Annotated in this window: 20 protein-coding genes; 9 read left to right on the forward strand and 11 right to left on the reverse strand. The window is 31.7% G+C overall.

What is annotated here, in order from left to right:
- Positions 1–30: 30 nt before the first annotated feature.
- Both LY08_RS09915 and LY08_RS09920 read right to left on the reverse strand, forming a co-directional pair.
- On the reverse strand, positions 31–1,107 hold the full coding sequence (locus LY08_RS09915) for a mannose-1-phosphate guanylyltransferase (RefSeq protein WP_111660296.1): 1,077 nt from the start codon (positions 1,105–1,107) through the stop codon (positions 31–33).
- Between the two features lie 122 nt (positions 1,108–1,229).
- Entirely contained in the window at positions 1,230–1,829 is a 600-nt protein-coding gene (locus LY08_RS09920; protein WP_111660297.1) for a SprT-like domain-containing protein, read from the reverse strand.
- Positions 1,830–2,083: 254 nt separating this feature from the next.
- Between LY08_RS09920 and LY08_RS09925 the strand changes: the two genes are divergently transcribed.
- From LY08_RS09925 to LY08_RS09940, 4 genes are all read left to right on the forward strand, one after another.
- On the forward strand, positions 2,084–3,637 hold the full coding sequence (locus LY08_RS09925; RefSeq protein WP_111660298.1) for a hypothetical protein: 1,554 nt from the start codon (positions 2,084–2,086) through the stop codon (positions 3,635–3,637).
- An 11-nt stretch (positions 3,638–3,648) separates the two neighbouring features.
- Positions 3,649–4,215 (forward strand): DUF6705 family protein, encoded by a 567-nt coding sequence (locus LY08_RS09930; protein ID WP_146603213.1) that lies wholly within the window; start codon positions 3,649–3,651, stop codon positions 4,213–4,215.
- A gap of 75 nt (positions 4,216–4,290) precedes the next feature.
- The gene (locus LY08_RS09935) at positions 4,291–4,896 is read left to right on the forward strand and encodes a DUF6705 family protein (protein WP_111660300.1); all 606 of its coding nucleotides are present in this window, start codon (positions 4,291–4,293) and stop codon (positions 4,894–4,896) included.
- Between the two features lie 156 nt (positions 4,897–5,052).
- Positions 5,053–5,598: a CIA30 family protein gene (locus LY08_RS09940; RefSeq protein ID WP_111660301.1), complete on the forward strand. Its 546-nt coding sequence runs from the start codon at positions 5,053–5,055 to the stop codon at positions 5,596–5,598.
- Between the two features lie 370 nt (positions 5,599–5,968).
- Here LY08_RS09940 and LY08_RS09945 read toward each other — a convergent pair whose 3' ends face one another.
- From LY08_RS09945 to LY08_RS09960, 4 genes are all read right to left on the reverse strand, one after another.
- On the reverse strand, positions 5,969–6,571 hold the full coding sequence (locus LY08_RS09945; RefSeq protein ID WP_111660302.1) for a fasciclin domain-containing protein: 603 nt from the start codon (positions 6,569–6,571) through the stop codon (positions 5,969–5,971).
- A 167-nt stretch (positions 6,572–6,738) separates the two neighbouring features.
- The gene (locus LY08_RS09950) at positions 6,739–7,332 is read right to left on the reverse strand and encodes a porin family protein (RefSeq protein WP_111660303.1); all 594 of its coding nucleotides are present in this window, start codon (positions 7,330–7,332) and stop codon (positions 6,739–6,741) included.
- Positions 7,333–7,372: 40 nt separating this feature from the next.
- Positions 7,373–8,143, reverse strand: coding sequence for a membrane metalloprotease (locus tag LY08_RS09955; RefSeq protein ID WP_111660304.1), 771 nt, complete (start codon positions 8,141–8,143; stop codon positions 7,373–7,375).
- An 84-nt stretch (positions 8,144–8,227) separates the two neighbouring features.
- Positions 8,228–9,286: a hypothetical protein gene (locus LY08_RS09960; protein ID WP_111660334.1), complete on the reverse strand. Its 1,059-nt coding sequence runs from the start codon at positions 9,284–9,286 to the stop codon at positions 8,228–8,230.
- A 330-nt stretch (positions 9,287–9,616) separates the two neighbouring features.
- Here LY08_RS09960 and LY08_RS09965 point away from each other — a divergent pair, with 330 nt between their 5' ends.
- From LY08_RS09965 to LY08_RS09975, 3 genes are read left to right on the forward strand one after another with little or no spacing between them, the layout of a single operon-like run.
- Positions 9,617–10,132, forward strand: a complete 516-nt coding sequence (locus LY08_RS09965; RefSeq protein WP_111660305.1) for an RNA polymerase sigma factor — start codon at positions 9,617–9,619, stop codon at positions 10,130–10,132.
- Positions 10,133–10,183: 51 nt separating this feature from the next.
- Positions 10,184–11,095 (forward strand): FecR family protein, encoded by a 912-nt coding sequence (locus LY08_RS09970; RefSeq protein ID WP_111660306.1) that lies wholly within the window; start codon positions 10,184–10,186, stop codon positions 11,093–11,095.
- On the forward strand, positions 11,082–13,622 hold the full coding sequence (locus LY08_RS09975; protein WP_111660307.1) for a TonB-dependent receptor: 2,541 nt from the start codon (positions 11,082–11,084) through the stop codon (positions 13,620–13,622). Before LY08_RS09970 ends, LY08_RS09975 begins: the two co-directional genes overlap by 14 nt.
- A 6-nt stretch (positions 13,623–13,628) precedes the next feature.
- Here the strand turns inward: LY08_RS09975 and argS are convergent, their stop codons facing one another.
- A complete protein-coding gene (gene argS / locus LY08_RS09980) occupies positions 13,629–15,413 on the reverse strand; it encodes an arginine--tRNA ligase (protein WP_111660308.1) in 1,785 nt (594 codons plus the stop codon).
- 314 nt (positions 15,414–15,727) lie between these two features.
- On the opposite strand from argS, the gene LY08_RS09985 reads away from it, so the two are divergent.
- Positions 15,728–17,794, forward strand: a complete 2,067-nt coding sequence (locus LY08_RS09985) for a tetratricopeptide repeat-containing sensor histidine kinase (RefSeq protein WP_111660309.1) — start codon at positions 15,728–15,730, stop codon at positions 17,792–17,794.
- Between the two features lies 1 nt (position 17,795).
- Here LY08_RS09985 and ctlX read toward each other — a convergent pair whose 3' ends face one another.
- Together ctlX and LY08_RS09995 are read right to left on the reverse strand one after the other, a co-directional pair.
- Entirely contained in the window at positions 17,796–18,728 is a 933-nt protein-coding gene (ctlX, locus tag LY08_RS09990) for a citrulline utilization hydrolase CtlX (RefSeq protein WP_111660310.1), read from the reverse strand.
- A 66-nt stretch (positions 18,729–18,794) separates the two neighbouring features.
- Positions 18,795–19,349 carry a thioredoxin family protein gene (locus LY08_RS09995; protein WP_111660311.1) on the reverse strand — a complete coding sequence of 185 codons (555 nt, stop codon included), beginning with the start codon at positions 19,347–19,349 and terminating at the stop codon, positions 18,795–18,797.
- Between the two features lie 118 nt (positions 19,350–19,467).
- Between LY08_RS09995 and LY08_RS10000 the strand changes: the two genes are divergently transcribed.
- Positions 19,468–19,905 (forward strand): hypothetical protein, encoded by a 438-nt coding sequence (locus LY08_RS10000; protein WP_146603214.1) that lies wholly within the window; start codon positions 19,468–19,470, stop codon positions 19,903–19,905.
- Between the two features lie 59 nt (positions 19,906–19,964).
- Here the strand turns inward: LY08_RS10000 and LY08_RS10005 are convergent, their stop codons facing one another.
- On the reverse strand, positions 19,965–20,651 hold the full coding sequence (locus LY08_RS10005; protein WP_111660313.1) for an SDR family NAD(P)-dependent oxidoreductase: 687 nt from the start codon (positions 20,649–20,651) through the stop codon (positions 19,965–19,967).
- Positions 20,641–21,600 (reverse strand): M28 family peptidase, encoded by a 960-nt coding sequence (locus LY08_RS10010; RefSeq protein WP_111660314.1) that lies wholly within the window; start codon positions 21,598–21,600, stop codon positions 20,641–20,643. Before LY08_RS10010 ends, LY08_RS10005 begins: the two co-directional genes overlap by 11 nt.
- Between the last annotated feature and the right edge of the window lie 31 nt (positions 21,601–21,631).

Here is a 21,631-nt window from a genome sequence, read left to right on the forward strand (position 1 = left end):
ATAAAAATTGATAGTTACATTCTATAAAAACTATCCGTAATGCTCTCCAAATTGGTCTTTTACGTTTTGGAGCACTGTTTTAATATCTTGTTCTTTTGTCTTCGGAAAGATAAGCAAAACTTCGTCTTTATCAACAATAATATAATCCTTCAATCCATCAACTACCACTAGCTTATCTGCTTTGGTACGAATCATATTTCCAGACGCATCTTCGGTTAAGGTTTTAGCATTAACTACTGCGTTTTGGTCTTTGTCTTTATCTAATTTATCGTACAAACTTCCCCAAGTTCCTAAATCGTTCCAATCAAACGTAGCAGGAATCACATATACATTTTTAGAGGATTCCATAATGGCGTAATCTACAGAGATGTTTTCCGCTTTAGCGTAATTATTACTAATAAATTCCTCTTCGGATTGGGTATTATAACTTGGTATTCCGGTTTTAAACAACTGGAATAACTCAGGTTGGTTATTTTCAAACGCTTTAATCACACTAGCCACACTCCACATAAAAATACCAGCATTCCATAAAAAATTACCTTGAGACAAAAATTGTTTAGCAGTCTCGTAATCTGGCTTTTCTCTAAACTGAATCACTGGATGAATCCCATTGGTAGCCTCTCCACTTTCTATGTAACCATAACCAGTATTTGGAAAGGTTGGTGTAATACCTAGCGTCATTAACGCATCGTTTTGCTCACAAAACTGAAACGCTTGCTGCACGTTTTGGCTAAACGCGTTTTCGTCTTCTATCCAATGGTCACTTGGTGCCACAATCATGACAGCATCTGGATTTTCTTTCTGTATTTTTAAACTCGCGTACAAAATACAAGGCGCTGTATTGCGCATAGCAGGTTCTAACACCACTTGACGTTGCGTGACTTCTGGGAGTTGCTGCAGGACCAAATCGTTATATTTTTCGTTGGTTAAAATGAAAATATTTTCTTTTGGAATCACCTGACTTAATCGGCTAAATGTTTTTTGGATTAGCGTATCACCAGTCCCAAGCATGTCATGAAACTGCTTTGGAAACTGTTCTGTACTAATTGGCCAAAATCGTGAGCCTACTCCACCTGCCATTAAAATGGCGTAATAATTTTTATTCATATGTTGTTGTCATTGCAAGACCTTTAGGTCGAAGCAATCTTTTTTAATAACTTAACTTTTCACTCTTATCTAATAAACTTCTTTTTTCAATTTATGAGATTCCCACATGCGTGGGAATAGAATTAATCTACAATTAATTCTACCTCAGCATTCGCATTAAACAGGTAGACTTTACCAGATTTAAGCTCGACACACTCGTGACGCGTACGTCGTTTAGCTCCTTTTTTAAACACGCGTCCATTATGTGTTTTAAAGGTTTGGTGCAAAGGTACTTCAAATATAAAGGTTTTATTATTTGGTGCGTCAAATTGCTTTAAGGCATACGCTAATTTTACATCTGTATCGCTAGACGCTTTTGGGTTTTTAAAATGTTTGGCTAACACTGGTAAAATGGTGTCCGGAAACACCTCTGGATTAATAAAGGGTAACATTAAATGTTGGAAGGTACGCTTCCACTCGGCGCCATGTGGTTTGATAAAACGACCATAGTTTTGAAACGCTTCCAGGTGAGCAATCTCATGGATTAGCGTGATTAAAAAACGGTATTTATTTAGGCTACCATTAACTGTAATTTGATGTTTACCATTGGGTAATTTGCGGTAATCACCATGTCTGGTTTTACGCTCTTTTTTTACTAACACACTTAGGTTATCACGCTCTAATAGCTGTAATACGCTAGTGACAGACGCTTCTGGAATGTAATAAGATATAGTGTGCTGCATGACTGCAAAAATAGAAGATTTTGCTGAGAAAAATACGTAGTTCTACGTATTTCATAGTGTAGGAAAAGGTTGTAAATTGTCCCTGATTTATTTAATTATATATAAAATATCCATGTAATTGATGATTAATCTTATGTCTAAACAGTTAACTTTTACTAACTTTAAAACGATTTTTTACTTATGAGGAAACAAAAATTAAAAAACTTACTAAAATGCGGAATTCTACTCTTTGGGATTTCTTTAATTACATTTGCATGTCAAAAAGAAGACATCAATTACCAAACAATACAGCAAGCAAAAAGCTAAATTACACCTTAGAAAGCTTAAGATATAATGATTTAATAGAAGATTTTGAATTTAAGAATTCTCTTAAAATTATTGAAAACAGACTCTCTAAAAATGAATCTAAGCACAATACAGATGCTAGAATAACTCAACAAATTAATAGCGATTTAATAATTATATCCGATTATGTAAATAGGTTAGAAACAAGTGATGGGATCATTACTTGGACATTTGAAACGGAAAATCCATTGATAGAAAATTCAGATTTTGAAAATTTTGTTGTCAAAAAGGTTGATACTACATTCTCTTATTATCTAGTTACTTACCAATATGATTCTAGTTTACTAGAAAATGCCTATACATCCATAGAGTCCTACAGAGTAATGGAGGAATATTTATCATTAGATAGTTTAAATTTCTCTCAAAGGATTGGAAACGATTTTGATTGGATATATCCAGATGATGGTGGAGGTACATATGAAGACTGTGTAGATATATACACAGAATTAGAACCTTGTAGTAGTGGTGGGTATCATACAAAAAAATATGCTTGTCAACATTATGGCGGACCTCATGGTGTTAGTGATACACCTCCTTGCGATAATGTCTGTTCTGGCACACAATTAGTTACTGTTATAGATTATTCTGGTTGTGAGCAAGGAACTTATAATCCTCCAAGTGGACCAACAAATGGCACTACGGACAATCAAACAGGTAATGATATTATTGCTCCAACAGGTGGTGGTTCTAACACTTCAAATGATACATCTAATAATTCAACATTGACTGCTCCAATATCCAACTCTGACGGAACTACAATTGATCCGTCAACAATAGATGATAATCAAATAGACCCAAATATTACTAGCTTAGATAATCAAGTTAATAATACAAAAATTAAAAGCAAAATTGAAGCTCTTCAGGCTATTGTTAATAGTTCTTTATCTGAAGATGGCATGCAATTTGATTTAATTGCTAATAGCGACCCTATAGATTTCAATGAAGTGACACCAATAGCAGAACAATCAGGTACTAATCATATAAAGTTTCCAGATGTAAGACCTAATACACTTGTTAATTTACATTTACATCCAAAATATGGATTAATAGAAGGTATTGGTACACCACAAGAGTTATCTCCAATATTTTCAGATGGAGATGTATATTTTATGTTAGAGTTTTTTGAAGACACTAATAATAACGAAGACATCTCTAGTTTAATTGTTTCTGCAGAAGGTGTTTTTGCACTTAGAGTTACAGATGCTGCTAGAGCAACTTTTATGAAAAATAAATTAGATATAAAAAGATTTTGGAAAAGATTTCTTGATAACTACATAGAAGATGTTTTGACTTCAGAAGATGGACAACCACCATATACCAACCAACAGATAATAGACAACTTCATCATTTTTTTAAACACTTATCAAATAAACAATAGTGATGCTGGTCAAGGTTTTGGCTTATCACTTTATCAAGCTACATTAGACACAAACGGAAATATAACAGGTTGGATAAAACCATAAAAAAAATAATCATGAAAAACACAATATATATAATAACTTTATTAATTAGCGCATTTACTCTTGGACAAGAAGTTATAGTTCCTCTCGAACAAATGCCAAGTTATTCAATAACTGAAAAAAACAGTGAAACATATTATTTTAAAGATGTTAATAATGTTTTAGATAAATTTGTTGGTACTTGGAAGTATGATACCGCAAATGAATCTTTAGAAATTACATTTTACAAAGTATTACACGAAACATCAAGCAATAATTTTATTGACATGCTTGATTGTAATTTCATTTATATTAAGAATGGTGTGACTATTTTTGATACTAACACAATAACTGATCCCGAAGAAAAATACTTTATTACAGGAGCATATTTAAGAGGTTTAAATAAAATAGATTTAGATTACTCAGAACCAACGTCTCCAAGAGATTGGAGAGCGCGTTTAATACTAGATTATATCCCTGCTTCAAATGGTGAACCTGAAAAGTTAGATTGGTTTGTCAAAACTTTTGCTAAAAAAACTGTAAACGGTGTTAAGGTATATCCATTTGAAATACCTTACAATTTACAATTAATTAAACAGTAAACGTTATGTAAATAATAGTCACAAGAGGTCCTCTTTACTATTATAGACAACCTCTTTAAACTTACATTATATTATATGAAAAACATAGTTTACATAATTACTTTACTATTTAGCACATTTACATTTGCGCAAGAAACTATTAAAATATTAGGTGTAGATGGATTTCTATTAGCCACAGATACAGGAGATATTTATTATAAGGACGTAAATAATTACTTCACAAATTTTTTAGGTGAATGGTTGTATGATGATGGTACAACTTATTATAAAGTAACCTTTATAAAAAAAGAACGTGTAAGAATGGGATCAACTAACATATATCATGATGAATTAGTATGTGAGTACTTATTAAAAATTAATGGTGAGACTATATACGACACCTATACTAACAGTAATATTGATAGTAGCATAGCAAATTACATCGCAGGAACAGGAGTTTACGAGTCAGTTCCAAATAAAATTGAAATGTTTTATAGTGAACCACCATTAAATGGAGAGTGTCAACGCTATGCAAGCGGAGATTTATTATTAGAATACGTTCAGAATTCAAACAATGAACAATTAATTTGGACAAGAACTAATAACGAATTGTATGGAGATACTATAGAATGCTCGGATGGTACACAAATGGATACTTCTGAGTTTTTAATTCCTGCTAACATGACATTAATTAAACAATAAAATTAAATAAAGACAGAAGTAAAACACCAAATTAGATATTTGGTGTTTTTTTTTATCAACTCTAGTATGGTAAATAGCTTAAAGATTAATATTAAATACTCTTATCAATTAACATTCCTTTAAACCAAAACGCTATTGTGTTTTGTATCTTTAGATATGAAACAGATCACACTTTTAGCACTACTTTTTATGGCAGCAACCACTGGATTAACTATAGATTTTGGACAAGATAAAGCTGGAGATACTTGGCGTATTGTTAATGATGGTGTCATGGGTGGATTGTCACAATCTTCCGCTACTTTAACAGAAGACACAGTACAATTTAAAGGCAACGTGAGTCTAGAAAACAATGGTGGTTTTGCAAGTATGCGTACTTTAATTACAGAAGGTGCACTAAAAGACTGTAAGACCATGACGATACGTTTTAAAAGCAGTAGTACAGATAGGACGTTTGGATTGTCGCTTAAAAACAGTCAGCAGTATTACATCCCTTATTACAAGCATACCTTTACTCCTAAAACTACAGATTGGGAAGTGCTAACGGTTAATTTATCTAACTTTAAACATTACCGTATTAGTGAGGTGATTGGCAACGAGATGCCTAAAAAAGCGTTAGACGATGTGTTTAATATTGCACTGATTATTAGCGATAAAAAAGCGGGTGCTTTTGATATTGAGATTGATTATATAAAGTTTGAGTAAGGGATTATTTATTTTACTTGAATAAGACACTTCGACAGAGTTTATACTGAGCGCAGTCGAAGTACTCAGTGTGACATAATAACTATAATTATGGCGTTAGGTTTTTTGATAACACTTCGGTGCTTCGACTACGCTCAGCACAAGCTACTCAGTGTGACATGTGTTTTAAAACAGCTTCGCGTTTTATGCAAACTCTCCGATTTTTACTAAAGTAAAAACCACCTCTCTTTAACTAAAGAGAGGAGTTATATAGATAGTGTATTTATACTGTTTTACAGTTGTTTTAATTTACAATTTCCTTAACTATAGCGCATAAAAAAAACCGCTTCCAACCAACAAGAAAGCGGTTTCACACTAAAATTCCGAAAAATTATTTCGGCATTACTACAGTATCAATCGCATGAATCACGCCATTTGAGGCTGCTACATCTGCAATAACTACTTTAGATTTGTTTCCTTTTTCATCGGTTAATATTACACTGTCACCATCTAATGATGCGACTAGTTTTCCTCCTTGTACAGTTGCTACTTCAAAAGCACCATTGTTAGATTTGATAGCCTCTACTACTGCTGCTGCTTCAAATTTTCCGGATACTACATGATAGGTTAGTACTGCTGTTAAGGTTGCTTTATTTTCTGGTTTTAATAAAGTTGCTACTGTACCTTCTGGTAACTTAGCAAATGCATCGTTAGTTGGTGCAAATACAGTAAATGGTCCATCACCACTTAATGTGTCTACTAATCCTGCTGCTTTTACTGCTGCTACTAATGTAGAAAAGTTATCGTTTCCTACTGCTACACCTACTATATTAGGAGTGTTTTGCATGTCATTTTTAGTAGTATCAGTGTTAACTGCTACTTCTTTTGTAGCTTCATCCATAGCGGAGTTAGCGTCTTTTTGTGCGTCTTTACAAGAGGTTAATCCTAATAGTCCTACCATTGCAAGAGCCATAAATACATTTTTAGTTTTCATAGTTTTATTTTTAAGTTTACCCAAAGATAGACAGAGGTTCTCCTAAAATTATCATAATTTTGTTTAAAGTTTAGTTAAATTTATTAAACAAAATAAAAATAACATCAAAAAAAACCGACACATACATGATGCATCGGTTTAATTGCAATATAATTAGTAACTAAAGTTTAAAAATCAAATCCTACAGAAAATTGCCATACTCTGTTGCTTGGCTTTCCTTCGTCATAGATATCTCCTAATCCTAGGTGGTAACGTGCGCCAAAGCTAACACCACCTTCTGTTTTAAAACCAGCTCCGAAATTAACTCCGTAATCAAAGTTATTTGGTGTAAACTCTTGAGAGGTGTCAAATAAGTTAAAGTTAGCATCGTAGGTTTCTTTATGAGATATAGCATATCCTATTTGTGGTCCAGCTTCTAAATAAAACGTGCTTACTGGATAGATTTTTAACGATAACGGTAAATTAATGTAGTTTAATTTTTGTGTAAAAGTCCCACTATCGTTTTTAATTTCATACCCTTGTTGCGAGTATAATAATTCTATTTGGATAGATGCAATGTCACTAAAGTAAGACTCGCCATACAGACCAATATGGAATCCGCTTCTTTGACCAGTTTCTCCTTCGCCATCATACTCTACAGCAGCAAGACTATAACCTCCTTTTAATCCTCCGTTAGATTTGTTTTTTGATACTTCATCCTGTGCTTGAGCTAAACATAAAGCGCCAAAAACCAGGGTAATTGATAACATTAAATTTTTCATAGTTAAATGTTTTTGTAAGTTAAAATTGATTTGTTGTTATTTATTTTCCTCCGTTAGCTTGGAGGTCTGCGATGCACTGTGCATCTAATTGTGGTATAGATCCACCAGAAATCATATTCATGACACCACTTCCACTTTCTGCTTGCCAATACATTAAACAAGTATCGACATTACAATGTTTTGGATGGTCTTGATCCTCGTGATTGGACTGTAATGGACTTCCAAGATTTGTTAAGCCTAGAATGTGTCCAAACTCATGATTGATTACTGTGGTTTCTAAAATTGGTGTGGTATTGGTAATGGTACCAGAGGTTAGGTCTTCTATTGTTTCTTGATAAATCACAAAAGACGTATTTCTGTACGCTGTACCAAGGGTAACACCATTGTTAGTATTATTTGCAGACTCACCATCTGCAAAAAATGCCCAAACTGCTATTTGATTGTTAGTATTAAATAGGGTTCTGTTTGCTTCTTCTATGTTTATAATATCTTGTGTTGAATACGTTGATTGTCCAGGTGATGGGATTGATCGTTTTTCTACAGTTATTCCGTTAGGTTTATGTACTCTGTCTTCTAAAAAGGACACAAAATTATTAACTGCAGTTTGTGAAGGTTCAAAGCCTTCTACATAAACAACTTCTACTACCAAACTTTTAAATGTAGCATCAGACAACAAATCGTTAGCAGATACACCAACACTAAGTGCATTGGATTGTGTATTATTTGGATTGTTATTGTCTACAGAAGCATCCTCGTTAGAACACGACCAGATAGTCAACATTATAAAAGCTAAAAAAAATACTCTTTTCATAATCACAAAATAAACATTAAAAATACTGCCATCCAAATTAATGGACAGCAGTATTGCTAAATAACCACTATTCAACTAAACTCCCTAAATTTGAGTTAACACTAAGGTTAACGCAGCATTGGTAGTGCTTTGCAAGGATATTGACGTTGTACTATAACTAGTCACTACCCATTCTTGATTTAATATGTTAAACGATGTGTTACCACTAAACATTAAGTCTAAATACACTTCTGTTTGAGAGGTTACCTCGTATGTTCCTTGTACATCTTGCACAGTAGCATTAACTACATTTTCTGCAACTACTGTCATATCGTTAGCAAAATCTAAAGTAAACTCTGCAAAATCTGTAGCAGTATCTACTCCTGAATTAACTAAAGATTCTACTTGAAATAATCCATCAACTAAAATAGTCTCTAAAGTATCCGCATCATCTTGTGCTTGATCTTCGATATCTTGATACGCTACACAATCTGAAATTGCTGCTTGTAAGTCTGCATCACTAGTAATACTTATTGTTTGACTAGAGTCTGCATCTACAGTTGCAGTAATTGGATAATTGATTCCGAATAACTGATCGTCTTCCAAGTTGTTTATATACGTATATAATTGCTGTTCGGTTTCAAGAACCACACTTCCTGTTTGTTCTAAGTTAATATTATACGTTAAAATTGTAATAGGAAAGTCAATGTTAACACAGTTAATAGCATCCTGACCAGTAGCTTCTAATTCTTCACATGCAGACACTATAGCGTCGTATTCTGCTTGACTAGTTACTACCACCTCTGTATAATTACTTAAGGTTACCGTTAATGGAAACTGTAATACTACAGTATCATTATCGTTATTAAATTCTGCTAAAATATCTAAAACTTGTTGGTAATCTGATTGATTAACAATGGTAATTTGGGTTCCGTTTACTGTAGCAGTAACCGGTAATAATATTGACGAACAAGACACTCCGTCTAGGAAATCGTCAAAAGATCCATCGTACATAGACGTACGTTCTAAATTGCTTGCTGTTTGGGAATTTGCTGTATTAGTATTTGGATTATCTCCATTTTCATTATCGATTTCATCTTGACAAGACGAAAAAATTAGTAATGAGGTTAAAAATAATGCTGATAAAAATTTTAAATTTTTCATGATTTTTAATTTGTTTAAAGTTAATTTTTCTTTTTTATAATTTGGTTTCATGTAGAGGGAAGTTTTACCCGTACTATTGTTAAGACAACTCAATTTAATTTTACCCTACCCTATAATGTCAAATAAATGATTTATAACATAGATCGAGGCTGCGAAGCTTGTTAATAATACAATTAGCAAAAAGGCTTCTATTATTTCGATAAGTTTATCAGTTTCCATACTTTTATATTTTAGGATTAATTCAACCTTAAGACAACACAAAATAATTTTACCCTACTTTTACACCACATTTTTTTTAGTCAAAAAAAAATACAGACGACATTAAATTATATGAGCAATAACAAAAACAACCTTTGTAACGATAATTATTTTAGTGATTTTTATTTAAAGCATGTCCAATATGCTAGCAATTTTGCTTTTTATAAATGCGGTGACCAAGCTCAAGCTTTAGATTTTGTACAAGATGCGTTTTCAAAAATTTGGGAGAATTGTTCTAAAATTGATGTGACTAAAGCAAAGACCTATTTATTTACTACTATTAATAATATGTTTTTAAATAATGTCAAACATCATAAAGTCGTTTTAGAATATGCTAAAGCTGCTCCATATATAGATCAAGACAATCAAAGCCCAGAATATTTATTAGAAGAAGAAGAGTTTAAAATTAAATTACAAAACGCTATTGCTATATTAACAGATGGTCAACGAGAGGTTTTTTTATTAAATAGAATTGAAGGCAAAAAATATAGAGAAATAGCAGAACTACTAAATATTTCTCAAAAAGCAGTAGAAAAAAGAATGTCTGGCGCTTTAAAATCGTTAAGAGAACATATAGAAAATATTTAATTGGTAGGGTAAACAACTATTTAATTGTCTTAAGACTGAAGCACTTATACAATGAAAAAAGAAAACGACATTTTAAAATGGTTTAACAGAGAACTAAGCCAGCAGGACATTAAAGACTTAAAACAGTCTGAAGACCTTGATACATTAGAAAAGATTAAGCATTACAGCTCGCAATTAACTGCTCCTAAAATAGATGCGCATCAGGCGTTAAATGCATTTAAGCAACAAAATAAAACTAAACCAGAGTCTAAAGTAATTAGCTTAAACTTTAAAACAGTATTTAAGGTGGCTGCTATGGTTATTATTATGTTAGGTGCTTCTTATTTTGCGTTTTTTAATACTACCAAAAACTTTACAACAGATATAGCAGAAACACAATCTTTACGCTTACCAGATAATTCTGAAGTTATATTAAATGCAAAATCCAGTTTAACCTTTAATAAAAAAACTTGGAAAGACACACGCGATTTAACTTTAGATGGTGAAGCCTTTTTTAAAGTAGAAAAGGGTCAAAAATTTACAGTAAACACAGATGCTGGAATCGTACAAGTGTTAGGAACCCAGTTTAATGTTAAAGAGCGCGACAATTATTTTGAAGTTATTTGTTTTGAAGGTCTAGTTAGTGTGACACATAAAAATAAAAGTGTTACATTAGCTAAAGGCAAAGGGTTTAAAGTTGTTAATAATACTATTGAATTAATAGACAATACTAATAACTCTCCCTCTTGGACCAAAGCTGAAAGCAGTTTTAATAATATTGAGTTAAATCAAGTTATTGCAGAATTAGAGCGACAATATGATATTACTATTGAAGTAGAATCGATTGACGTATCGCAATTATTTACAGGTACATTTACCCATAATAATTTAAACACTGCATTATTATCTGTTACTATACCATTAAAAATAAGTTATAAAATAAAAGGATCTACAGTCACTTTTTATAAATATGAGGAGAAATAATTGGTTATTATGTTTTAGTTTTTTAATTATTACTTTTTGTTTTAGTCAAAATAAAACAAACAAAATACCACTTACAGATTTCCTTAAAAGTATAGAAAACAACTTTGACGTAAAATTTTCTTATGCAGTAGAAGATGTTGCTAATGTATTTATTACCAAGCCAAATACAGAATTAAACTTAGCCAATACCATACAATATCTTAATGCTAATACTTTATTAAATTTTAAAACTTTAGATAACCGTTACATTACCGTATCTGTTATAGATAAAACCATTACTGTTTGCGGAATTATACAAACAGACCAACAAGACCCTTTATATGGTGCATCAGTTATTATAAAAGACACAACTAATGGAACTAGTACCAATTATCAAGGTAAGTTTGAGCTAGAAAACATCCCATTAGAAGCCATAATCTCTATTTCATACTTAGGGTTTGAAACTAAAATAATTTCAGCAAAATCATTATTTACAGACGTAAATGAATGCCAACCCATTGTTTTACTAGAAAACAAACAAGAACTTAACGAAGTTTTAATTACTAGATATCTTACTACTGGATTACAAAAACTTATCGATGGTAGTATTGTATTAAATACTGAAAATTTTGGAGTGTTACCAGGACTTACAGAACCTGATGTTTTACAATCTATTCAAGTTTTACCTGGTATTGAAAGTGTAAATGAAAGTATTGCTAATATAAATGTTAGAGGTGGTACAAACGATCAAAACTTAATGATTTGGGATGGTATAAAAATGTATCATTCAGGTCATTTTTTTGGTTTAATATCTGCTTACAATCCTAATTTAACCAATAAAGTAGTTGTCACTAAAAACGGAACCAGCAGTCAGTTTAGCGATGGTGTATCAAGCACTATTAATATGTTAACTAAAGATGAGCTATCTAACACGTTTTCTGCAGGTACTGGTGTTAATTTAATTAGCGCAGATGCCTTTCTTAATATTCCTATTAGCAAGAAAATAGAATTATTAGTATCTGGAAGACGATCTTTAACAGATGCGTTTAAAACACCAACTTATAATAATTATTTTGAAAGAAGTTTTCAGGACAGTGATATTAACACTTCTAGCAACCAGGAAAACAGTACCTCGTCCTCAGATTTTTTCTTTTATGATTATTCTGCTAAGTTAATTTACGACATAAGCAATAATCATAAGTTTAGAGCCAATGTTATTGGCATTAATAATAATTTAGACTATTCAGAAAGCAGTACAAATACTTCAGATTTAAGCACCACAAAAACCAGTAATTTATCTCAACAAAATTTAGGTGTTGGTGCCAATTGGCAAGCCCATTGGTCTGATAACTTTAGCACTAATTTGTCTGGGTTTATGTCACAATACAATGTAGATGCTTCAGATTTAAGAGTTGAAAACAATCAGCTATTAGTGCAAGCCAATGAAGTTTTGGAAACGGGAATAAAGCTAAATACTACTTTAAAATTGTCTGATAAGCTAACCGTATTAAGTGGCTATCAGTTTAATGAAATTGGAATATTAAATCAAACAACGGTTACTGCACCTTCTTATGAACGCACCAAAAAAGATGTATTATTAAATCATGCGTTATATACAGAAGCCGAATTTAATAACAACAACACCTATTTTAGATTAGGTGTAAGGGCTAATTATTTTGAAAAATTTGATAAACTAATTTTAGAGCCTCGTGTTAATATTAGACAAAAACTATCACACAAACTATCTTTAAAGGCTGAAGGCGAATTTAAAAATCAATCTGCAACACAAATTGTAGATTTTCAGGATGATTTTTTAGGTGTAGAAAACAGACGATGGATTTTAGCAGATAATCAATCTATACCTATTTCAACTAGTCAACAAGGATCATTTGGTATGGCTTTTAACCAAAATAATTTAAACATTGATGTGACTGGTTTTTATAAGCATGTCAATGGGATTACTGCTAGTAATCAAGGATTTTATAATAACTTTCAATATTTAAAGGCAACCGGAGATTACACCGCAAAAGGTGTTGAGTTTTTAATTAATAAAACAGCAAATAATTACAGTACATGGATTAGTTATACCTATAGTATAAACAATTATAAATTTGAAAGTTTTACCCCTTCTATATTTCCTAATAACGTGGATATAAGACACTCTGTATCTGTAGCTGGTAATTATAATATTTTTGATGATTTAGAAATCTCTGTAGGTGCTATTTGGCATTCTGGACAACCATACACTAAACCTGTAGAAGGCAACGAAACTGTAGAAACAGGCAATAACTATTATGTTAATTATGATGCACCCAATAGTTTTAATTTAGATCCGTTTTTTAGATTAGACGCTTCGTTAAGCTATACTTTTAAATTAAGTGGAGACGTTAAAACTGCTTTAAGAGTTGGCGTGCGAAATATAACCAATCAACAAAATGTTATTAATCGATATTATAAAGTTGATCCTAACGATAATCAAAACACTATAGAAGTTAACAATACATCTTTAAGTCTTACACCCAACGCAAGCTTAAGGATTAATTTTTAACAGCAGTTACATACGCTCCGGAACTTCTATCCCTAACAATCCAAATGCATTTTTAATTGTATTTGCTACCACTTTAGACAGTTGTACTCTAAATACAATTTCGTTTGGTGTGTCTGCACCAAGAATGGATACATTTTGATAAAAGCTATTAAACGCTTTTACTAAATCATAAGTATAATTAGCAATTAAAGCTGGACTGTGTTGGTTAGCAGCTTGCTGAATCACCTCTGGAAACAATTGTAATTGTTTAATAAGCTCACGTTCTTTATCATGTAAAGTCACATTGTCTGTAGTTAATGTAACTTCATGATCAATATTAGCTTTACGTAAAATTGACTGAATTCTAGCGTAAGTATATTGTATAAATGGTCCTGTATTACCTTGAAAATCTATGGATTCTTTAGGATCAAAAAGGATTCGTTTTTTAGGATCTACTTTTAAGATGTAATATTTTAAAGCACCTAAACCAATAGTTTTATACAAGTCTAGCTTTTCTTCTTCTGAATAACCATCTAATTTTCCTAAGTCCTCAGAAATGGTTTGAGCGGTATCTGCCATCTCAACTATTAAATCGTCTGCATCCACAACAGTCCCTTCTCTACTTTTCATTTTTCCAGAAGGTAAATCTACCATTCCGTAACTTAAATGAAACAGGTTTTTAGCCCAATCAAACCCTAATTTTTTGATAATTAAAAACAGGACTTGAAAATGGTATTCTTGCTCGTTTCCAACCGTATATACCATTCCGCCAACATCAGGAAAATCTTTAACACGTTGGATAGCTGTACCTATATCTTGGGTCATGTAAACTGCTGTTCCGTCTGAACGCAATACGATTTTTTCGTCTAAACCATCTTCTGTTAAATCGCACCACACAGACCCATCGTCTTTTTTATAAAACACGCCAGATTTTAATCCTTCAGCTACAAATTCTTTACCTAACAAATAGGTTTGACTTTCATAATATAACTTGTCAAAATCGACACCTAAATTTTTGTACGTTGTATTAAATCCATCGTACACCCAACCATTCATAGTTTCCCAAAGCGCTACCACATCTTTATCTCCTGCTTCCCATTGTTGCAACATGTGCTGGGCTTCAACTAAAATAGGCGCTTCTTTTTTTGCTTCTTCTTCGGTTTTACCTTGAGCCATTAAAGCAGCAATTTCTTTTTTGTATTCTTGGTCAAACTTAACATAGTAATTACCCACTAACTTATCTCCTTTTAAACCAGTAGATTCAGGTGTTTCACCATTACCAAAACGTTGCCAAGCTAACATACTTTTGCAAATATGTATCCCTCTATCGTTTATAATTTGAGTTTTATAGACTTTTTTTCCAGAAGCTTTTAAAATCTCGGACACGCTGTAACCTAATAAGTTGTTACGTATGTGACCAAGGTGTAATGGTTTGTTTGTGTTTGGCGAAGAATATTCTACCATTACAGCTTTATTATCTGCATTACTATTAACAAAACCAAACTGTTCTTCGCTTTTAATAGCATTAAAAAAGTTAACAAAATAGGACGCAGAAATCTCAAGATTTAAAAATCCTTTTACAACATTAAAACCTTCTACATCAGTAACATTATCTACAAGATACTGACCTATTGCTTCTCCTATTTGTACTGGATTACCTTTAATAATTCGCAACATTGGAAAAACAACAAGGGTAATGTCTCCAGCAAATTCTTTTCTGGTTGCTTGAAATTCTACCGATTCCAAATTAGCGTTGTAAATGGACGAAACAGCTTGTTTTACAGCTTGTGTTAAAGTGACTTGAAGGCTCATTATTTGTTACTTTTTTAGAGCGCAAAGATAGCATTTTTATTGAATGAAAATTATTCGATTATCTTAATAAAATCTCGATTAAAATTAGTTAAATTATAACTTGAAAAAATAAATTAACCTTTTAGCTAATTTTTTGGTATTACCTCTTAAAAATTATGATAACAATTTAATAATAGGCATTTTTAACCTCGAAGGAAAATCCCTCTAATTTTCTTCTTTTAACTAAACTAACAATAAAGTCATTAACTTAAGTTAAATCAAGCACATTTTTTGTGCAATTTATTTTACTTTTGTTTTTGATGTTGTATACTTAAATGAAGAGACTATTTGTCCTTATTTTTATATTCTGTTTTACATTTGGTTTTTCTCAGGACGAAGAACTAGATAGTCTGACTATTCAATTAGCTTACCAAAGTCCAGATTCTTCTAAAGTGGACACTTCTGTGAGTATTATTAAAATACTTTTTGATAAAAAAGATTATAGTAAAGCCCAAAAATTTATAACGTTAAGTGAAGATTTAGCCAAAGACTTAAATTACAAAAAAGGCTTAGCAGAAATCACCTTTTACAAAGCTAGAATTAGTAACCAACAAGGTAATATTGATAAAGCGATTTCAGACTTTAAAAATGCAAAATCTTTATACGCTTCAATTAAAGACACCATTTCAATAGCTAAAGTAAATAGTAATTTAGGAGTTTTAGAAATAAAAAACGGTAATTACAAAGATGGATTAGCCTATGCATTGTCTGCTATAAAAGAATTAGAAAAGAGAGAACTTTTTGATGAATTATCAAAAAACTACGACAATCTAGCTAATACTTATGAAACCACAGGCAATTTAGAAAAAGCCATTACCTATTATCTAAAAAAATTAGATGTAGACAACAGGTCAAACAATATTGATGGGTTAGTTAACACCAATAAAAATCTTGGTGATATCTACACTAAAAAAGAAAATTACATTCAAGCTGTTAGCTATTATGAAAGTGCTTTAGGGTATGCTAGTTCTAGTGACGAAAAACTAAGAGCACAAATATTACCCTATTTAGGTAATGCGTATTTAAAAGATAAAGATTTTAAAACTGCTGCAAGGTATTTAGTAGAATCTATAAACCTTAATAGACGATTTGAAAATAAAAAAGAAATCTTATATGCTTTAAACAGTTTAGGTGATTTAAACATACAACAAGGCAGATTAAAAACTGCTGAAGAGCAATTACAAGAAGCCTCTAACATAAGTAGGGTAACAAAAAATAACGAAGAGTTATTGCGTAATTATAAATTGATGCAAATTCTTGACTCTAAAAAAGGAAATTTTGAAAGTGCTTATACCTGGCAAGAAGAATATTATAAATTAAAAGAACAACTAGATCAAGAACAAGCAAAAAACTCGCCAATAATTATTATTGATGATATAGATGAAGCTAATTTACAGTCAGATCCATTACTTATTCCAAATACACTAAATGAAGATGACCTAGCTACCAAACAAAAGTTAGACAAGTTTAAGCTAATATTTTATGCTCTACTTGCAGCTTTTGCTATTGTCTTGACCTTTTTTGTGTTATTTTTTATAAAACGAAATAGTAGACTTAAATATACTAGAGAGCTAGAAGCTAAAAACAAGAAAATTGAGTTACAAAACGAAGCCATACTAGAGCAGAGTAAACATCTAGAAAATATTAATAAGGTTAAAGACAAGCTGTTTTCTATAGTTTCTCACGACCTAAAAGACTCGTTAACCTCTACTAAAGGGTTTATAGATTTATTAAAAGAGGGACAGTTAACCCAGGACGAGTTTCATAGTTTATTACCAGAGTTAAGCGAAAATGCAAACAATGCCTCTTTATTATTATTTAACCTTTTAAATTGGTCTAAATCGCAGATGCAGTCTTTAGAACCTAAACCTTCATTATTTGATATTCAAGAAGTTTTTTCTGAAAAAGTGAAACTTATGGATCAAAAATTTGAAGCCAAAGGAGTTAGACTTATAGACAATACACTACGTGATTTTGTTTATGCAGATAGAAGCATGATTGAAATTGTAATACAAAATTTATTAGCAAATGCAGTAAAGTTTTGTAATAATGGCGATAGTGTGTCTATCTCCAACCAAATAAGCAATGGTAAAGCTATACTTAGCGTTGCAGACACAGGTGTTGGAATTAGTAAAGAAGATCAAGGAAAGTTATTTGGAAACAATACTTTTACAACTAGAGGAACCAACAAAGAAAAAGGAACAGGTCTAGGTCTAACTATTTGCAGAGAGCTAGTAGAATTAAATAAAGGAACCATTTGGGTTGAAAGCGCTGTTAATGTTGGTAGCACTTTTTATGTAGAGCTACCAAAAAACAGAGTAGAAAATCCTGGTGAGACATGAACTACACCTTCGGTAGAAATACCTCAGCCATCATACACCGAGCGCTTCCGCCACCACAAGTCTCAATAGTCTCTAACGAGCTTGATAGGATTGGGCAATGTGCTTCTATCAACGCTTTCTGTGCTGGACTTAAGCTATCATGAGCTGCTTGACTCATTACTAAATATAATTGATTATCTTTACCTTTAACTTGTAACATATTACCAGCAAATTGATGCATTTGCTTTTCGTTAATAGTAATTACTTTTTTACCTGTTTTTTCTAGGTGAGAGATGACGTTTTTTCGTTCTCTTTTATCATCAATAGTTTCTAAACAAATAACAGCAAACGTTTCTGCCAAACACATCATTACATTAGTATGATATATGGGTAGTCGTTTACCATCTACAGTTTGTTTTGCTGTAAAAACAACAGGAGTGTATTCAAAATCTTCACAAAATTCAATAAACAATGTTTCATCCGCTCTTGGTGATAACGCACAATAAGCTATACTATTAACTCTATCTAATAATAAACTACCCGTTCCTTCAAGAAATACACCTTCCTCTTCCGCTGAAGTATAATCTATTATATTATTTATTTTAAAACCTTCTTTTTCAAGACGGATAAACACCTCATCGCGTCTTTCCTTTCTGCGGTTTTCAGCAAACATAGGATAAATAGCCACATCACCATTTTCATGAAAACTAACCCAATTGTTAGGAAATACTGAGTCTGGCGTATCCATAAGCTCATCATCATGCTCTACAATAACTTGCACTCCTACTGCTCTAAGTTTTTCAACAAATGCATCAAATTCCGCTTGTGCTTTTGCATTAATTTCGGCATTTTTTAAGTTTATATCTTCCTGAAAATAATTATTGACAGCGGTTTGCTCATTCATCCTAAAGTTTACAGGACGAATCATTAATATGGTGTTTGTAGTTTGTTGCATTATTTAAGAATAAATTGATGACAAATTTGAGTAATTTTTTAATTTAAAAAAATAAATAAGCAGCTTTTATTTCCATTTAATATTACACCCTATACTTGGTTTTTGGCTTTCTAAAGGTTGTTGATCATTTAAAACAGCATCCATAGCATGTATTAAGTCTTTTCCAGTTACAGGTATTTCATTTCCTGGTCTTGAATTGTCCATCTGCCCATGGTACGTCGATTTTAAATCAGCATCAAACACATAAAAATCTGGTGTACAAGCTGCATCATATGCTTTTGCTACTTCCTGAGTGTCATCATATAAATACGGAAAAGGGTAACTTAAATCTTTGGCTACCTGCTGCATCTGTTCTGGTCCATCTTGTGGATAATTTTCAACATCGTTACTACTAATTGCTATAAAAGCAATTCCTTTGTCTTGATATTGATTCGCAATGTTTACTAACATTGGGTTTATATGGATTACAAACGGACAATGATTGCATATAAAAACAACTACAGTTCCTTTGTCACCTTTTATCTGGTGTAAATTTAGAGTCTTTCTAGTTACAACATCATACAATGAAAATTCGGGTGCGATTTTTCCTAAAGGAAATGGGTTTGAAGGTGTTAATGCCATAATTAAAATGTTAAAATTTTGTATTAATATTAGTTTTGCTTTTGTTTTTATGAAAAAAATTGCTTTCTTGTTGTCGATTAATTATTATCCCTAACAAACTAACAGATTAATAGCAACTATGAGATTATCCCTTATTCTCTTGTTTGTACTTTCCCTAAGTACTATACAAGCTCAAGAAACCACTGACCAAAGTACAAATTCTGCCGACTATCTACAAGTAACAAGATACAGACTTCATCCTGAAGAATTGAGTATTGAAAACGAAATAGATTCAGAAAAAGTTTACATTAAAATATATTACAACAATCAAGCTAGTATTGCTGAAGACTTTGCTTATTTTAAACCTAAAAAAAATGAAATCTTGTTTTTTTATGGAAAAAACAAAGACAACAATAGCAGCGAGATGTATTTTAAACTAGATGATAGTTTAAAACCAATCTACCAGAAAAAAGATTTTGAACAATTAATGCAAGTCATTAAAGTATTAGAATATAATGTTTTTTCTGAAGATCAATTTTCTAGTGCAGAAGCATATGCTGCATTAGAACGCGTATAAAGTACAACTAACTAAACCTATTAAACAGCTAATTTATAAACATAAATTAGCTGTTTTTTTTATGGAGTAGAATTTGATACTTGTAATAGTTTTCCATTGTAAAACTGGTGTCCGCTTATTGCAAAATTTGCGATATACTCTGCCATTTGTTTAGCAGTAGTTGGAGCTTGATAGCCAGGAAACGCTTCTTCTAACATTTCGGTTTGCACTGCTCCTAAAGCTAACACATTAAAACTTGGTCCTGTGTCTTTATACTCTTCTGCAAGCAACTCTGTAAGCGTTATTACAGCACCTTTACTAGAACTGTAAGCAGATAGTCCTGGAAACTTCATACTACCTTGTACGCCACCCATAGAACTAACTGTAACCACATGACTATCTTTGTGCATATACGGTAACACTGTTCTTGTCATTTCGGCAACTCCTAAGACATTAGTTTTGTATACATTTTCAAAGTCCATCATTGAAGTTTCAGCAAATGGTTTATTTAATAGGACTCCAGCGTTATTAATAAGTATATCAACTTGCTTCCATTCTGCTTTTATAAATTCTTCTACTTTTTTATAGTCGTTTGGATTGCCTAAATCAAAAGCTATAGAGGTTATATTTTCAAAATGAAGATTATTTACTGGTTGAGCATTTCTAGATAAGGCTAATACATTATGACCTTGATTAGCAAACAAGTGTACTAACTCAAAACCAATACCTCTACTTGTCCCTGTTATAATTATGTTTTTAGTTTTCATTTAAAACAATTTCTTTTGATGGTGTATTAGTCATTTTTTCCAAACCAGGAATGATACTATTTATAAGGTTAACCATATGATCATAGTCTAATTTATCTGCTTCATCATCCACATGGTGGTAGTAATCATAATTAGACAAATCGCAAGATGAAATAGTATGGCATGGTAAATTAAATTCTTTATAAAATGCAAAATTATCAGACTGTCTAAACAGATTATATTTTTTAGAAACCTCTGAATAGCCAATAACTTTTTTACCAGAATAGTCATTCATCTTATCTGCAATATTAGAGACATCATAACCTGTTACAAATGCAATGTAATCTCTGTCTTTAAAAGGCACACCAATCATTTCTAAATTAATCATAGTGTACATATTAAAATTGTTGTCCTTTAATTTTTTTGCCAAGTGTGCAGATCCAAGTAATCCTTTTTCTTCAGCAGAAAAGGTTACAAACAACAAGCTTCTTTTATTGGTTTTTTTAGCTCCGAAGTATTTTGCTAAAGCTAAAACTCCGCTAGTTCCTGCAGCATTATCGTTAGCACCATTAGCAATACTATCATTTTCAACTATTTTACTTTTTCCAATATGATCGTAATGTGCTCCAATAACAATAAACTGATCTTTTAATGTGGCATCATTACCTTCTAAATACCCAACAACATTATAAGCATCCATATCCTGAACCGTAAAATGATCACGAAATGTGTCAAAATAAGGTTTTAACCCGTAAGATTTAAATTTAGATTCTACGTAGTCTGCAGCTTCATTAATACCTTCTGTACCTGTATTTCTACCTTTTAAATTATCGTCTGCTAAAAAAGATACTATGTCTTTAATTTCTTGACTTGTTACCGTGTAATCTTCTGGTTTTAAAGTATCATTAACTTTAGTTTTACAAGCGGTAAAAAGAAATACTAATACTAATACTGTTATTATATTTTTCATGTATAAAATTGTTTGTGTTTAAAGATAAAAA

The sequence above is a fragment of the Olleya aquimaris genome (assembly GCF_003259525.1).
GTDB classification, from domain to species: Bacteria; Bacteroidota; Bacteroidia; order Flavobacteriales; family Flavobacteriaceae; genus Olleya; species Olleya aquimaris.

Excerpts from the sequence above, each read along its gene's own strand:
- LY08_RS09950 (WP_111660303.1), bottom strand. The coding sequence starts at position 7,332 with ATGAAAAATTTAATGTTATCAATTACCCTGGTTTTTGGCGCTTTATGT.
- LY08_RS09975 (WP_111660307.1), top strand. The coding sequence starts at position 11,082 with ATGAGGAGAAATAATTGGTTATTATGTTTTAGTTTTTTAATTATTACT.
- LY08_RS09955 (WP_111660304.1), bottom strand. The coding sequence starts at position 8,143 with ATGAAAAGAGTATTTTTTTTAGCTTTTATAATGTTGACTATCTGGTCG.
- LY08_RS09920 (WP_111660297.1), bottom strand. The coding sequence starts at position 1,829 with ATGCAGCACACTATATCTTATTACATTCCAGAAGCGTCTGTCACTAGC.
- LY08_RS10010 (WP_111660314.1), bottom strand. The coding sequence starts at position 21,600 with ATGAAAAATATAATAACAGTATTAGTATTAGTATTTCTTTTTACCGCT.
- LY08_RS09960 (WP_111660334.1), bottom strand. The coding sequence starts at position 9,286 with ATGAAAAATTTAAAATTTTTATCAGCATTATTTTTAACCTCATTACTA.
- LY08_RS09935 (WP_111660300.1), top strand. The coding sequence starts at position 4,291 with ATGAAAAACATAGTTTACATAATTACTTTACTATTTAGCACATTTACA.
- LY08_RS09930 (WP_146603213.1), top strand. The coding sequence starts at position 3,649 with ATGAAAAACACAATATATATAATAACTTTATTAATTAGCGCATTTACT.
- LY08_RS09985 (WP_111660309.1), top strand. The coding sequence starts at position 15,728 with ATGAAGAGACTATTTGTCCTTATTTTTATATTCTGTTTTACATTTGGT.
- ctlX (WP_111660310.1), bottom strand. The coding sequence starts at position 18,728 with ATGCAACAAACTACAAACACCATATTAATGATTCGTCCTGTAAACTTT.
- LY08_RS10005 (WP_111660313.1), bottom strand. The coding sequence starts at position 20,651 with ATGAAAACTAAAAACATAATTATAACAGGGACAAGTAGAGGTATTGGT.
- LY08_RS09995 (WP_111660311.1), bottom strand. The coding sequence starts at position 19,349 with ATGGCATTAACACCTTCAAACCCATTTCCTTTAGGAAAAATCGCACCC.
- LY08_RS09965 (WP_111660305.1), top strand. The coding sequence starts at position 9,617 with ATGAGCAATAACAAAAACAACCTTTGTAACGATAATTATTTTAGTGAT.
- argS (WP_111660308.1), bottom strand. The coding sequence starts at position 15,413 with ATGAGCCTTCAAGTCACTTTAACACAAGCTGTAAAACAAGCTGTTTCG.
- LY08_RS09925 (WP_111660298.1), top strand. The coding sequence starts at position 2,084 with ATGTCAAAAAGAAGACATCAATTACCAAACAATACAGCAAGCAAAAAG.
- LY08_RS09945 (WP_111660302.1), bottom strand. The coding sequence starts at position 6,571 with ATGAAAACTAAAAATGTATTTATGGCTCTTGCAATGGTAGGACTATTA.
- LY08_RS10000 (WP_146603214.1), top strand. The coding sequence starts at position 19,468 with ATGAGATTATCCCTTATTCTCTTGTTTGTACTTTCCCTAAGTACTATA.
- LY08_RS09940 (WP_111660301.1), top strand. The coding sequence starts at position 5,053 with ATGAAACAGATCACACTTTTAGCACTACTTTTTATGGCAGCAACCACT.
- LY08_RS09970 (WP_111660306.1), top strand. The coding sequence starts at position 10,184 with ATGAAAAAAGAAAACGACATTTTAAAATGGTTTAACAGAGAACTAAGC.
- LY08_RS09915 (WP_111660296.1), bottom strand. The coding sequence starts at position 1,107 with ATGAATAAAAATTATTACGCCATTTTAATGGCAGGTGGAGTAGGCTCA.